Origin of the sequence: Acetivibrio mesophilus, assembly GCF_004102745.1 — a bacterium.
GTDB lineage: Bacteria > Bacillota > Clostridia > Acetivibrionales > Acetivibrionaceae > Hungateiclostridium > Hungateiclostridium mesophilum.
Genome location: NZ_RLII01000017.1, coordinates 41,121 through 56,244 on the forward strand (window position 1 = coordinate 41,121; position 15,124 = coordinate 56,244).

The following is a 15,124-nucleotide window of genomic DNA, read 5'->3' on the forward strand; positions in this document are numbered from 1 at the left end:
TTTGAGATAGAAAGGAACTTTAAGGCATGAGATTAAAAATAGAGGGGTTGTCAAAAAGTTACAAGAAGAAAAGAGCTCTTGATTCTGTCAATTTATTTATTTCAAACGGAATCTACGGTTTATTGGGGCCTAACGGTGCGGGGAAGACAACGCTGATGAGGATTCTTGCAGGACTTGTAGCACCGGATGAAGGAAAGATTGAATTTGACGGCGAAGATATCTTGAAGAATATGGACAAATTTCGTTACAAGATAGGCTATTTGCCCCAGGAATTCGGATGCTACAAGAGCATAACGGTGGAAGAATGCCTTGATACAATAGGCGTTTTGAAAGGTATAAGTACATCAGAGCGTAAAAAGCAAATAGAACAGGTTCTTGTTGAGGTTAATTTGAGTAATGAGGCAAGAAAAAAAGTCGGAGCTTTGTCAGGAGGAATGAAAAGAAGGCTGGGAATTGCGCAAGCTATGTTGGGCAATCCTGCATTTATTATGGTTGACGAACCTACGGCAGGTCTAGACCCTGAGGAGCGTATCAGGTTCAGAGGATTTATAAGAAGAGTCGCTGCAAACAGGGTTGTATTACTGTCTACTCATATTATTGAAGACATTAAAAACAATTGCGACGGACTCGCATTAATAAATAACGGTAAAGTTAAGCAGTTTGACAATTTTGAAGAATTGGAAAACATGGCAAAAGGAAAAGTGTGGAAAGTAATTGTAAGCAGCGATGATTTTTATAAAATAGATGGTAAATACAAGATACTTTCAACAAATACCAACGCCGATAATGATTTGGAAGTTCGGGTTTATTCGGAAGAAAAGCCGTCGGAAGATGCAGAAACGGTTCAACCAACGGTGGAGGAAGGTTATTTGACATGGATAAACGCGTAAATAAGATGGTGCCTTTGAGTTTTGATTTAAAAACGGTAAGCTATGCTGGGTATTTTATATTGCTTGCCTTTGCCGCGGCTGTGATATTCCACCTTGTACTTATGGGAGGAGCCGTAACAAAATATATTTCGCTTCAGACGTCAGTGTTTGTAATATCGGTTGTTGGCGTATTGGTTTGGATACTGACCCCTTATTTGGAGATTGTACAGCCGGAAAGCAAAGAGCTGATATTATCACTTCCCATTGACGGGTTTAGATACGGTTTTCTTAGGATATTGAGACTGTTTGCAGTATATACTGGTTCTGTCTTGTTATTGCTGTATTTCATATATTCTATAAGTGATGGTCAAAGGCTTGCATACGGCATCATTGATATGTTTTTAATTTCAGGGGCCCTCTTTTTTGTGTCAGGTTTGGGAATGGTAGCTTTTTTACTGAGCAGACACCTTATAATAGGTTTCGGTATTCCAGTTTTGTGGGTGGCTATAAGCTTTTTTTATAGAGGAGGAGCTAGTTGGTTTTGGCACACATGTCAATGGATTAATCCAAAACCTTTTGAGTCTTCGTTGAAATATGCTGTAGCTCATTGGGTAACAGGGATAGTGTTATATGTTATGTCAGCTTTCATTATAGAGCAACGTAAGTATCTTATGAGGTAAATGTTCTAAAGATATCCTTGTCCTTGCGGAAGGCGGGTACTTGTATAGTGAATTGCCTTGTGGCATTGTAATATTATGGTTAATTCGGATGAGGAGGCTAAATAAGTTGGAATCCGTATTAGAATACGTATTAATAGTAATTTTGCTGGTAATTTTATGTCTTTTATATTTGGTACCAGCCTTAATAACTATTTTTAATACAGTGAATTTGATAAAGAAGAAAAAAATACTGGAGTTTGCTATAGATGTTTTAACATTTATTCTTGGCATACCATTAACTATCTTCCTTTTTGGCGCTTGGGAAGCTAAAGAATATACGGAACCGATCATTCTTGGTAGAGATGAATTTACACTGCATACACCGATTTCATATAAGCATATGCCTACTGTTTTAGCAATTGCAGCTGTTGCAATAATCGGATATTGGATATTGAGAATAAAAAAAGAAAAGTTGCCTCCTTTTATAACCCTTTTATGTATTTCGTCCATGTATTTGGGGATGGCTTTAGGAATAATTTTTATTATCCAAATCTCTAAAAATATTTTTACGGCAAGTGCATTACTGCCATACGAGGCGTTGTATTTAACGTTGTTCCCCTTAAATTATATTTTATGTTCTATTAGACTAATAAGGCAAATAATAGCGTTGAAAATAAAGAATCCAGAGGAAAAAGAAGATGAGTTTTGTGAATATAAATTTGACGCCAATCAGCAGAGTTTGGAGATGAATAGCAGCAACAAAAATGAAAGTGTTTACGAGAACAGGTTGTTGAATTTTTGCTACAGGTTTTTATCAAAAAGCATAGGGTGGTATACGGCTGCTTTTGTGTTGATGATTCCTGTACTTGGAATATTGCTTGTCATTCTTGTAATGTTCGGACAGTCACCGGATTCGGTTATAAAAGCTTTTACTGAAACCAGTGATTGGACTTTGTCACAAGAGATATCTCCGCCGCCAATTGAAGATTACTCAGGGCATTATTTGTGCACAGTTGCACTAAAGGGACATAAAAAGCTAGTGAAACCCACAAGAATGGGTATAAGGCATGGAGTAAAAATAGTGGTAAACAGGCAGCTTTGTGTTGCAAATGCTTTTGAACAGTTGATACAGGAGAGGTTCCCTTTGCTGCACAAGCGTATAAGGTATGCATACGACAAGTATGGCTATCCATTATCGAAGCACATAACAACCAAAGGGAGGGCAGATATTGTATATATTCTGATGAAACCTCTTGAATGGTTTTTCCTTATTGTATTATATTCCTTTGATATCAAACCTGAAAACAGAATAGCAATGCAATATACCGGAAGGACTAAAATAGAAGCTCGTTGAAGGCATGCCTCCTCTTTAAAATTATTTATTATATTTGTTTCTTGACTCTCCTATTAGTGGAGGTGTTAGATGGATAGAGGAAAATGGCTATGCTGTTGCGGGCAACCCTAGGGAAAGTTATATTGACGGTGTTTGGAATGGTAAAAAAGAGGAAGATTGGCTGACTGAAATTCAGATACCAGTTTTTAGGAAATAGAAATTGCGAATTTGGAAATAACAAAACAAGTATAAATTAAATTTGATAGCGAGATGGCTAATGGGCTGTCTCGCTACTCTTATTCTCAAATATATTATAATATCAGTGAAGGATAGTGAATTTTAAGTGTGTTTCAAGAAGAAAAATTTGGCAAACATAAATCCGAGAAGCTATCAAAATTAAAAAGAAAATATCGGCCAAATTCAAATCAAGTCTTAATAATTCTAAAATCCTATTATCTGCAAAAAGATCAAATTTAACATTCTCTTAAAATTCCCAACTTAAAAACATAAGTACTTTCGTAAAAGTAAAACAGGGGCAAACAAGCAACGTTTTAATATGCAATATTTTTGAGAACCTATATTATTTCCGAATTCTTCATTTATACATCCTAGAAGAGTTGTAGCGAAATCAATACAATTTTAAATATTTGCCATAAATAATTATTTTTAAGGGGGAATTATATGAAAAAGAGAGCAATTCTATCTATCCTCTTAGCATTATCATTAATTCTGGTAGGCATTCCTAAATTGCAATATCCGGTAATGGCTGCTTACGTAGAATTAAAAGGAACCGATATTTACAACGGATTAAGAGGTCAAAGCTTTAACGAAGGTTGGAAGTTTAATAAAGGTGATGTAAACAATGGTCATAGCATTAGCTATGATGACAGCAAGTGGTCGGATGTCACATTGCCTCACGATTGGAGTATTTTCAATTCCTTTAATCAATGGTCTCCAGCAGGAGATTCCGGGGGTTACCTAGATGGAGGAATCGGATGGTACAGAAAAACCTTTACCGTGCCTCAAAATTATTCCGGTAAGAAAGTTTCCATAGTATTCGATGGGGCTTATATGAACAGCCAAGTATGGATAAACGGTGCATTTCTGGGTATTCGTCCATATGGATATAGTTCTTTTGAATATGACTTGACTCCATACCTTAACATAGGTGGCAAAAACGTAATCGCAGTCAAACTCAACAACAACCAGCCCAACAGCCGTTGGTATTCGGGAAGCGGGATTTATCGCAACGTATGGCTGACAGTACTGAACCCAGTCCATGTTGATTATTGCGGAATGTTTGTAACAACGCCGACTGTAAGCAGAAGTTCAGCTACAGCCAACGTCAGCACGAAAGTGCTAAACGAGAGCAGCTCGAGCAAAACAGTTTCCCTGAAGACTACAATTATAGATTCAAATGGCGATCAAGTTGCATCCGATATATCATCAGCAGTTAACATACCGGCAGGTAGTGACAATACATTTAGCCAGAACCTTACAGTATCCAATCCTAATTTATGGTCTCCTGATTCTCCATACCTTTATACCGTTCAAACTCAGGTAGTTGTCGATGGAAATGTGGTTGATACCTATAAGTCCACCATGGGATTCCGTTATTTTAATTTTAGCAACACAACAGGATTTTCTCTGAACGGTGTAAATATGAAAATGAAAGGGGTATGCCTTCATCATGACTTGGGAGCTTTAGGGGCAGCAGTTAACTACCGTGCCATTGAAAGACAGCTTCAGATTATGAAAGATATGGGCTGCAATGCTATTCGTACCTCACATAATCCTCCGGATCCTCAAGTGTTGGAAATATGCGATAGATTAGGCCTAATGGTTATGGATGAAGCTTTTGATTGCTGGGAAACCGGAAAGACTGCCAATGACTATCATCTGTATTTTAAAGATTGGGCCAAGAGGGATCTTCAGGATATGGTTAAAAGAGACCGCAACCATCCTTCGGTTATTATGTGGAGTATAGGCAATGAGATTCCTTCGGCTACTGTTGAAACTGCCACTAAGCTAAAAAATTGGGTGAAGGAAATTGATACTACCCGCCCAGTTACATGGGGTTGTTTTGCCATTAATATGGGGGATGAAACTTATAAAAAGGTTGCAAGTGTTCTTGATTTAGTGGGATACAATTATTTTCCCTTTATGTATGACCAAGGACACAAGGAGCATCCCGAATGGATAATGTTTGGCAGTGAAACAAGTTCGGCGGTAAGAAGCCGGGGTGTCTATAAAACTCCCACCAATGAAAATATACTGACCGACAAGGACAACCAGTGCTCGTCTTATGACAACAGCGTGGTTGCCTGGGGTAACAGTGCAGAATCGTCATATCACGAAATCAACAGGCGAGATTACATGTTTGGAGAATTTGTTTGGACCGGATTTGACTATATAGGTGAACCAACACCTTACAAGTGGCCAGCTAAAAGCTCGTATTTTGGAATCGTTGACACATGCGGATTTCCTAAAGATATCTATTATTTCTATCAGAGCAAATGGAGTAACAAGCCAATGGTGCATATCCTGCCCCATTGGAACTGGTCGAACGGGACTAATGTAGAGGTATGGGCTTATAGCAACTGCGATTCGGTGGAGTTATTTTTAAATGGCACTTCCCTTGGAATAAAGAGTATGGGAAATGCCGGCCACGTTTCGTGGAATGTTCCTTGGGTTCCGGGCACCCTCCGTGCCAAAGCAATCAAAGGCGGGACAGTGGTTTATGACGAGGTTATTACTGCCGGGAATCCCGCAAAAATTCAGTTAAAACCGGATAGAACATCTATTACTGCTGATGGTAAGGATTTGGTATATATAGAAACCAATATTGTAGACAGCAACGATGTGCCTGTCCCGACGGCAAACAATACGGTGAATTTCTCCATATCCGGACCGGGAGTGATTGTCGGAGTCGACAATGGAGATCCTACAAGCTTAGAACCCTACAAGGCAAACAGCCGTAAGGCTTTTAGTGGCAAGTGCCTTGTGATAGTCCAAGCGACCAAAACCAATGGGACTATTATAGTAACAGCCAACTCGAACGGATTGGCATCCGACAGAGTGATTATTGAGACAACCGGAGGAGAGCCTGAACCGACTCCTGTTCCAAGGTCGGCTTTTACACAAATCGAAGCGGAAAGTTACGATGCTCAATCGGGAATCCAAACTGAAGAATGCAGTGAAGGCGGGGAGGATGTAGGATATATTGAAAACGGAGATTTTGTTGTCTATAAGGCTATTGATTTTGGTAACGGGGCGGCAAGTTTTAAGGCCAGAGTAGCCAGCGCTACAAACGGAGGTAATATTGAGATTAGACTTGGTAGTATTGATGGCCCTATAGTGGGTACTTGTCCGGTTACCGGCACTGAAGATTGGCAGTCATGGGATTATGCAACATGTGAGGTTACAGGGCTAAGGGGAATCCATGACATTTATTTAAAATTTACAGGTGGCGAGGGTTATCTATTTAATCTGAACTGGTTTACGTTTGATAAAGGAAGTGGAAATGAGTATTTGGGCGATTTAAATAGTGATGGAAGAGTAAACTCGACAGACCTTCAGCTGTTAAAAAGGCATTTACTCCGTATAAACCTTCTTACAGGAACAAACCTTTTAAATGCGGATGTAAGCAAAGATGGTAAAGTAGATTCTACCGATTATACTTTAATGAAAAGATATATATTGAAGCTAATATCTTCTTTTGATAATTAAGTCTAATTTTAAGGGGGGATTTTGAAAAATGAAAAAAATTTTTTTAATGCTGTTGTCAAGTATTTTGATTATGACTCTTAATATTTCATCATGTTTTGCGGACAATCCGATAGTGCAAACAATCTATACTGCTGACCCTGCTCCGATGGTATATAACGGGAGATGTTACCTGTATACCACCCATGACGAGGATGTTCTTATAGATAACTTCTTTACGATGAATGAATGGAGGTGCTACTCATCGGTAGACATGGTAAACTGGACCGATCATGGCTCTGTGCTGTCCTACACAGACTTCAGTTGGTCAAGCGGTAAAGCATGGGCCGGGCAATGTGTAGAAAGAAACGGTAAATTTTATTTTTACGTTCCTCTGGCAAAGAAAGGCGGCGGAGAGGCGATTGGAGTTGCAGTATCGGATAGCCCTACAGGTCCGTTTGTCGATGCCCTGGGAAAGCCATTGATAGACCGAGGTTGGGGTGATATAGATCCTACCGTGTTTGTTGATGATGACGGACAGGCTTACCTGTATTGGGGAAACCCGGATCTTTTCTATGTGAAGCTAAATCCGGACATGATTTCGTATTCGGGGGGTATTGTCAAAGTGCCTCTTACCACATCAGGCTTCGGGACCCGAAGTAAAGACGATAGAGCGACTTCATATGAGGAAGGTCCGTGGTTTTACAAGCGTAACAATTTATATTATATGGTGTTTGCAGCAGGTCCTATACCCGAACATATTGCATATTCAACAAGCACAAGTCCTACCGGACCGTGGACCTATCGCGGCGTAATAATGCCGACTCAGGGAGGCAGCTTCACAAATCATCCCGGGATAATTGATTACAAAGGAAAATCTTACTTCTTTTACCACAATGCTGCTTTGCCGGGAGGAGGAGGTTTCCACCGTTCTGTTTGCGTGGAACAGTTTGAATATAATCCCGACGGAACAATCCCTAAGATTAATATGACTAAAGAAGGACCTGCGCAGATAGGCACTTTAAATCCATATATAAGAAACGAAGCTGAAACCATCTGCTGGAGCTCAGGGATTGAGACGGAAAAATGCAGCGAAGGTGGAATGGATGTAGGCTTTATTGAAAATGGAGATTACATAAAGGTTAAGGGTGTGGATTTTGGTTCCGGTGCGGTATCCTTTGAGGCGAGAGTAGCATCGGCAACTGATGGCGGAAACATAGAAATTCGTCTTGACAGCCCGACGGGAAAGTTGGTCGGAACATGTGCTGTTACAGGAACTGGCGGATGGCAGACTTGGAAGACTCAATCTTGTCAGGTCTCCGGTGCAAACGGGATACACGATCTATACCTGAAGTTCACGGGTGGTAGCGGTTACCTGTTTAATATAAACTGGTGGAAGTTCAGTCCAGCTAATTCAGACCCGACACCATCAGCCACACCAACACCAACACCTAATGAGCATTTGGGCGACTTAAACGGTGATGGAAGTATAAACTCTACAGACCTTCAATTGTTGAAAAGGCATTTACTCCGTATAAACCTTCTTACAGGAACAAGCCTTTTAAATGCGGATGTAAATAAGGATGGCAAAGTAGGCTCTACCGACTTTACTCTAATGAAAAGATATATATTACGGATTATAACTGTTTTTCCTGAAGGTTAAATATTAATTAGTTTGGGAGTGGAATTATGTTATCTAGAATCGCAATTAAAAGGCATATAATAGGGGTGATAGTTTTACTGTTTTTGGTATCCGTTTTCTCAACCGGATTATTATCCATACATACAGTAAACGCGGCGGAACCGGTGATCTATTATGTATCACCCAATGGAAGCGACAGCAATCCAGGCACTATAGATGCGCCCTTTAAGACAATAACCAAGGCTCGAGACATAGTTCGAACCATTAATAGTAATATGACAGGAGACATTTATGTATATCTTCGGGGTGGCACCTATAATATTACCGATACAATTACGTTTGGTCCTCAAGATTCGGGAACAAACGGATATAGGATTTATTACAAGGCATATCCTGGAGAAACGCCTGTATTAAACGGTGCAACAAAGGTTACAGGTTGGACGCGGCATAGTGACAATATATACAAGGCAAAGTTAAATCGTTCGACAAAATTGCGAAACTTGTATGTAAATGATGCCAGGGCTTCGATGACCAGCAAGAGGGTAACTGCCAGAGGAGGACATGGAACTTATTCCGTTACTGCCGGACAAGCCCCTTGGGCATGGACAAGTGGCAGCAAGAGTGATGGGGTGAGGTACGATTTGTCAGAAGTACCTGAAATTACTCGTAACAAGGATGATCTTGAGATAGTAAACGGTACTACATGGAATGAGAATATTGTTTGTACCCGAGACGTAATTACAGCCAATGGTTACAGGGTGCTTCTTTTGCAACAGCCTTATGGATCAATAGCACAGACCCCTGGGTGGGGCGCGGCTTTTACTGCTTCCGGCACCCATACAATTTATAATGCTTTTGAATTTCTAAATTATCCGGGACAATTCTATTTTGACAAGACAGAAAAAACCCTTTATTACTATATACGGCCGGGGGAAAATATGGAGACTGCCGATGTTTGGGTACCGGTGGTTGAAAAACTCATTGAGATTGCCGGAACATCAACTTCAAACAGGGTTAAAAATATAACCTTCCAGGGCATCACCTTTGCACATACCGATTATAACCTTGTAGATGTTGGAGGTTCACGGGGTAAATCAACATGCCAGGCTTCACAAGCTTTTATAGCCTTTTATAACGATAATTGGCACAACACCAAATATGATCTTGTTGATACATTACCGGGAATGATCAATCTAAGGAATTGTGATTCCATAGATTTTATTGAAAATGTAGTAAAGCATAGCGGTGCCGACGGGATTTCCATGGTAAACGATGTTATAAACTCCAAGCTCATCGGCAACTATATTACCGATATCACATCAAGCGGGATAACAGTAGGTCATCCGCAGCATGTTTATATAGGAGACGGTGGAAACCGTGCAAACCGTGCAAAATATCCTTCTGGAGTTGAAGGTGTTTGTAAGAATAATACCATTTCAAATAATGTATTGTACGACATAAGCATGGTCCCGGGGTTCGGGGGATGTGCCGCCATAACAGCGTACTTTGTAGACAGTCTTGAAATAACCTATAACCATGTTCAAAAGACAGCCTACAATGGTATACATTTGGGATGGGGATGGTGTAATTTTACCGACTCGACTACGTGCAAAAACAACACAATAAATAACAACAGGGTTATTGATACTTTATCTAGGCTTCATGACAGCGGAGCAATATATACTATAGGTCAGATGCCGGGTACAAATATCAACGAGAATTATATAAAGGGTATTCCTCCGGCGGTATACGGTCCCACTTATGGCTTGCATAACGATGAAGGTACTGCATATATAATTGAAAATGACAACGTACTGGATATTGACCCGGGAGTAAAATATACCATCAACTGCGAAGATTTTGGAGCAAAACACAATCTGACAATCCTAAGGACCTATGCAACGGTAAGCAAAATGGGAATAAACCCTCCAAACAGCAAAATTGACCCTCCTGTTGCCGTTTCGGATAATGTATGGCCTTTGCAGCAGTATAATGTGTGTTTGAATTCGGGGATTCAAGAGGAATATAGAAGAATCATGCCCGAGGGCTTGCTGCCAACACAGGATTATGTATTTCCTGCAAGCTGTGCTGCAGAAGCTGGGTCAATTATAAATATAAGGAGCAGCGGGGACCCTTCAAATACAGTATGGTTTGCGCCTTCTGGGACAACAAGCTTTGTTGAAGGTGCTACCATGACCAAGGCGGCAGGAGATGCAACTTCTATTATTGCTCCGTACACTGCCGGAACGTACAAGTTATTCATACTTAATTCACAAGGTGTAAAAATCGGAGAATCGGAAGCAATATTGAGAGTGAGCGGTTCTGCCAATCCTCCGTCTACCGAACCGCAATCGGCCTTTACCCGGATTGAGGCAGAGAGCTACAACGGACAATCGGGAGTCCGAACCGAAGAGTGCAGCGAAGGCGGAGAGGATGTAGGGTATATTGAGAACGGGGATTATGTTGTTTATAAGAATATTGATTTTGGTAACGGGGCAGCAAGTTTTTATGCAAGAGTAGCTAGCGCTACCGATGGAGGCAATATAGAGCTGAGGATTGACAGTGTTACCGGTCCTTTAGTAGGGACTTGTACTGTTGTAGGAAACGGAAATTGGCAGGAGTGGGTTGATGCAACGTGCGAGGTCAGTGGGCTAAAGGGAATTCATGATCTTTATTTAAAATTTACAGGTGGCGACGGTTACCTGCTTAATCTGAATTGGTTTACCTTTGTCGAAGGAAACAATGATGAGTATTTGGGCGATTTAAATGGTGACGGAAAGGTAAACTCGACAGATCTTCAGATATTAAAAAGGCATTTACTCCGCATAACTTTGCTTACAGAAGAAAATCTTTTAAATGCGGATGTAAACAAAGACGGCAAAGTAAATTCGAGCGATTTTACTATAATAAAAAGATATATACTTCGCATTATACCTAAGTTTTAAGTCATATTTTGAACATAAAAAGTATTATGTCACGGATAAATAACTATGAAATGGAAGAAGTGAAACCAAATGTTGATGGAACTGATTTTCATTAAGACAAATTTTAATAAAAAATAAAAATAAAAAGGGGAGGCAAAACATGTCAAGAAAAGCTTTTAGCGTATTATTAATTTGCTTGGTGCTTATAACACATTTAGGCACCACAGTAAACATTTCATCGGCAGCATCGCTGCCAAGTATGCCGCCATCGGGATATGACCAGGTAAGGAATGGTATCCCAAGGGGGCAGGTTGTTAATATTAGTTATTATTCTACAGCAACAAACAGTACTCGGCCCGCAAAAATTTATCTGCCACCGGGATACTCGACCGATAAAAGGTATAGCGTTTTGTACCTATTGCATGGCATAGGGGGAAGTGAAAACGATTGGTTCTGGGAAGGGGGCGGCAGAACCAATATAATTGCGGATAACCTAATTGCTGAGGGAAAAATCAAGCCTTTGATAATAGTTACACCCAACACTAACGCAGCGGGAACGGGGATAAGTGACGGTTACGAAAACTTTACAAAGGATTTAATTAATTGCCTTATTCCCTATGTGGAATCGCGCTATTCCGTTTATACAGACCGTGAACATCGGGCAATTGCCGGTCTTTCAATGGGAGGAGGTCAATCCTTTAATATTGGTTTGACGAATCTGGACAAATTTGCCTATATAGGTCCTATTTCTTCGGCTCCCAATACCTATTCCAATGAGAGGCTGTTTCCTGATGGAGGGGCTGCTGCAAGGCAAAAGTTGAAATTATTCTTCATCGCATGTGGAACCAGTGATTATCTGTTGGGATTCGGTCAAAGGGTACACGAATATTGCTCTGCCAATAATATTAACCATACCTATTGGCTTATCCCGGGAGGAGGACACGATTTTGGTGTTTGGAAACCGGGTTTGTGGAATTTCCTCCAAATGGCAGAACAGGCGGGATTTACAGATTATAATGCGCCACCACCACCGACACCGACCCCAAGGTCAGCTTTTACACGTATCGAAGCGGAAGACTTCAATAACATGTTGGGAATACAGAATGAAAGCTGCAGTGAAGGCGGACAGAATATAGGTTATATAGAGAATGGGGATTATGTTGCTTATACCAATATAGATTTCGGTGACGGAGCAGGAAAATTTCAGGCCAGGGTAGCGAGTGCTTCCAGTGGAGGAAAAATCGAGATAAGGATTGACAGTATTACCGGTCCTTTAGTAGGGACCTGTTCGGTTGTGGGTACTGGCGGTTGGCAGGAATGGGTTGATGCAACATGCGAGGTCAGCGGCTTAAGCGGAACTCATGATCTCTATTTAAAATTTACGGGTGGTAGCGGTTATCTAATCAATATGAACTGGTGGAAGTTCACTCCAGCCGATTCAGACCCGACGCCAACACCAACACCAACACCTAATCAGCTTTTGGGTGATGTAAATAATGACGGAAAAGTAAACTCGACAGACTTTCAGCTGCTAAAAATGCATATACTCCGCCAAAGACAGCTTACAGGAACAGGCCTTTTAAATGCAGATGTAAATAGAGACGGAAGTGTAAATTCTAGCGACTGTACTTTATTAAAAAGATATATACTGCGTATTATATCCGTTTTTCCTTAATAAGATATTGCTTACAAATTAATTGCAATCCAAAGCTCGGTATAAAATGCGTTAATAGAAATGCTTGCCGAGTAAGAAAATTTTTATGAGGGGTTTTTAATATGTTATTTACAAAAAAAGCCACTGCGATTCTATTGGTATTATGTATGCTACTTTTACAAAGCATTTTTGTCTATGGCTGGCAATCTGACAACGGAGACGGAACGTTTAACAATCCACCGTTGTATGCCGATTACCCAGACCCGAGTATAATCAGGGTTGACAATTATTTTTATATGGCTTCCTCTACCTTTGTAGGTGTACCTGGGTTAGTTATTTTAAAATCGGAAGATTTAGTTAACTGGGAAATTGCCGGTCATTGCATATCCTCGTTTACCGGTGACAAAGCGTACAACTTAGAGGGAGGTACAAAGTACGGCAATGGCTGCTATGCTCCTTCCATAGCCTACAAGAACGGAACATTTTATGTGGCGGTTACTCCCAATGGGGAAAGAACCCGTATTTATTACGCCAAAGATGTGGCTGGTCCGTGGAATTACAATCTTCTTGGGGGCAGTTACTTTGATCCCTGCTTGTTTATTGATGATGACGGCTCTGCTTATCTAGTTTATGGCGGAGCTTGGGAGAACCAGATAAGAATGGTGCAGTTGAATTCCGACTTAAGTGTCACAGTAGGATCACCACGAGTAATTCTTTCTTATAAAAATGTTGAAGGCGCACATTTGTCGAAAGTCAACGGAAGGTATTATTTGTTTAACGCCGTACCGGCACAAAGATTGGTATGTTCAAGGGCAAATAATGTATGGGGCCCTTATGGTGAAACTATAACCCTATGCACTGCCGGAAAAGGGGGACATCAGGGGGGTATTGTGGATTTGCCCGACGGCAGTTACTGGGGCTATCTTCACCAAGATGACGGTGCAATCGGTCGCCCCACCAGAATATGCCCTATTACATGGCAGGATGGCTGGCCTAAATTCGGCAGGCCGGGATTCATAGGTCAGGTTGAATCGAAATATACAAAACCAATACAGGATAAACCCATAAAAGTTCCAGCAGCTTCAGATGAATTCAACTCCGATTCTTTAGGACTTCAGTGGATGTGGAATCATAATCCGGATAATTCAAAATGGTCATTAACCGGATCTTCATTGAGATTAAAAGCTGTCACTGCGAAGGATTTTTGGAATGCCAGAAACAGCTTGACTCAAAAAGGTCAGGGGCCCATTAGTACAGGCACCATTAAAATTGATTGTAGTGGTATGCAGCCCGGAGATATATGCGGATTGGGAATGCTGGGTGATCCACGGGGTTATATAGCCGTTACTAGGAATCCTAAACGTATAATAATGACAGAGGAGGAGGTTGTAAAGGCAACTGTAAACAATATAACTTCTGATATCTTGTATTTTAGGATAGAAATGAACTTCATAAATAAGCAGGCAAAGTTCTTTTGGAAAGATGATAACAGAGATTGGCAACAGCTCGGACCATCAATAACTATGGGCTTTGATTGGCAATATGGAACATTTCAGGGAGAACAGTATGCCATTATGAATTTTAACCCTAATGGAAGCTCCGGGTATATGGATGTTGATTGGTTTCGGTTAAATGATATACCTGGTGATAATCACACTCCCCAACCCACACCGACTCCCAGTCCGAGACAGGCTTTTACGAAAATTGAAGCGGAAAGCTACAATAATCATTTGGGGATTCAGATCGAAAAATGTTCGGAAGGTGGAGAGAATATAGGTTATATAGAGGATGGGGATTATGTTGTCTACAAAAACATTGATTTCGGTAGTGGTGCAGAAAGCTTTCAGGCCAGAGTTGCCAGTGCAGCTGACGGAGGTAATATTGAGCTTAGGCTTGATAGTATTAATGGTCCATTGATAGGGACATGTCCTGTAGTTGGAACAGGAGATTGGCAGACATGGAGCACTGTGACTTGTGATGTTAGCGAAGTAAAAGGAACCCATGATCTTTATTTAAAATTTACTGGTGGTAGTGGATACTTGTTTAATCTGAATTGGTTTACTTTTATTGAAGGAAACAATGATGGGTATTTGGGTGATTTAAATGGTGACGGAAGTATAAACTCGACAGACCTTCAGCTGTTAAAAAGGCATTTGCTTGGTATAATAGAGCTTACAGGAGAAAACCTTTTAAATGCCGATGTAAACAAAGATAGCAAAGTAAGTTCTACCGATTTTACTTTATTAAAAAGATATATACTTCGCATTATAACGGTTTTTTAGAGCACAGTAAAAATGTGCTATAATAAAATTAAGCTTTATTATTAGGGAGGTTTCTA

The 15,124-nt window shown here is 40.5% G+C and carries 8 protein-coding genes; all 8 read left to right on the forward strand.

Annotated elements, in window-relative coordinates; genetic code table 11:
* Positions 1-26: 26 nt before the first annotated feature.
* Positions 27-890, forward strand: a complete 864-nt coding sequence (locus EFD62_RS12000) for an ABC transporter ATP-binding protein (protein WP_069195297.1) — start codon at positions 27-29, stop codon at positions 888-890.
* Complete coding sequence (locus EFD62_RS12005) at positions 875-1,549, forward strand: hypothetical protein (protein ID WP_069195296.1); 675 nt, start codon at positions 875-877, stop codon at positions 1,547-1,549. Before EFD62_RS12000 ends, EFD62_RS12005 begins: the two co-directional genes overlap by 16 nt.
* Before the next feature lie 106 nt (positions 1,550-1,655).
* A complete protein-coding gene (locus tag EFD62_RS12010; protein ID WP_235832643.1) occupies positions 1,656-2,882 on the forward strand; it encodes a DUF6688 domain-containing protein in 1,227 nt (408 codons plus the stop codon).
* A 660-nt stretch (positions 2,883-3,542) separates the two neighbouring features.
* Positions 3,543-6,590 (forward strand): carbohydrate-binding protein, encoded by a 3,048-nt coding sequence (locus EFD62_RS12020; RefSeq protein WP_128706196.1) that lies wholly within the window; start codon positions 3,543-3,545, stop codon positions 6,588-6,590.
* A gap of 28 nt (positions 6,591-6,618) precedes the next feature.
* The gene (locus tag EFD62_RS12025; RefSeq protein ID WP_128706197.1) at positions 6,619-8,229 is read left to right on the forward strand and encodes a family 43 glycosylhydrolase; all 1,611 of its coding nucleotides are present in this window, start codon (positions 6,619-6,621) and stop codon (positions 8,227-8,229) included.
* Positions 8,230-8,255: 26 nt separating this feature from the next.
* Entirely contained in the window at positions 8,256-11,153 is a 2,898-nt protein-coding gene (locus EFD62_RS12030; RefSeq protein ID WP_128706198.1) for a carbohydrate-binding protein, read from the forward strand.
* Positions 11,154-11,292: 139 nt separating this feature from the next.
* Positions 11,293-12,807 (forward strand): carbohydrate-binding protein, encoded by a 1,515-nt coding sequence (locus EFD62_RS12035; protein ID WP_128706199.1) that lies wholly within the window; start codon positions 11,293-11,295, stop codon positions 12,805-12,807.
* A 101-nt stretch (positions 12,808-12,908) separates the two neighbouring features.
* A complete protein-coding gene (locus EFD62_RS12040) occupies positions 12,909-15,068 on the forward strand; it encodes a carbohydrate-binding protein (protein WP_069195291.1) in 2,160 nt (719 codons plus the stop codon).
* The last annotated feature ends 56 nt before the right edge of the window (positions 15,069-15,124 follow it).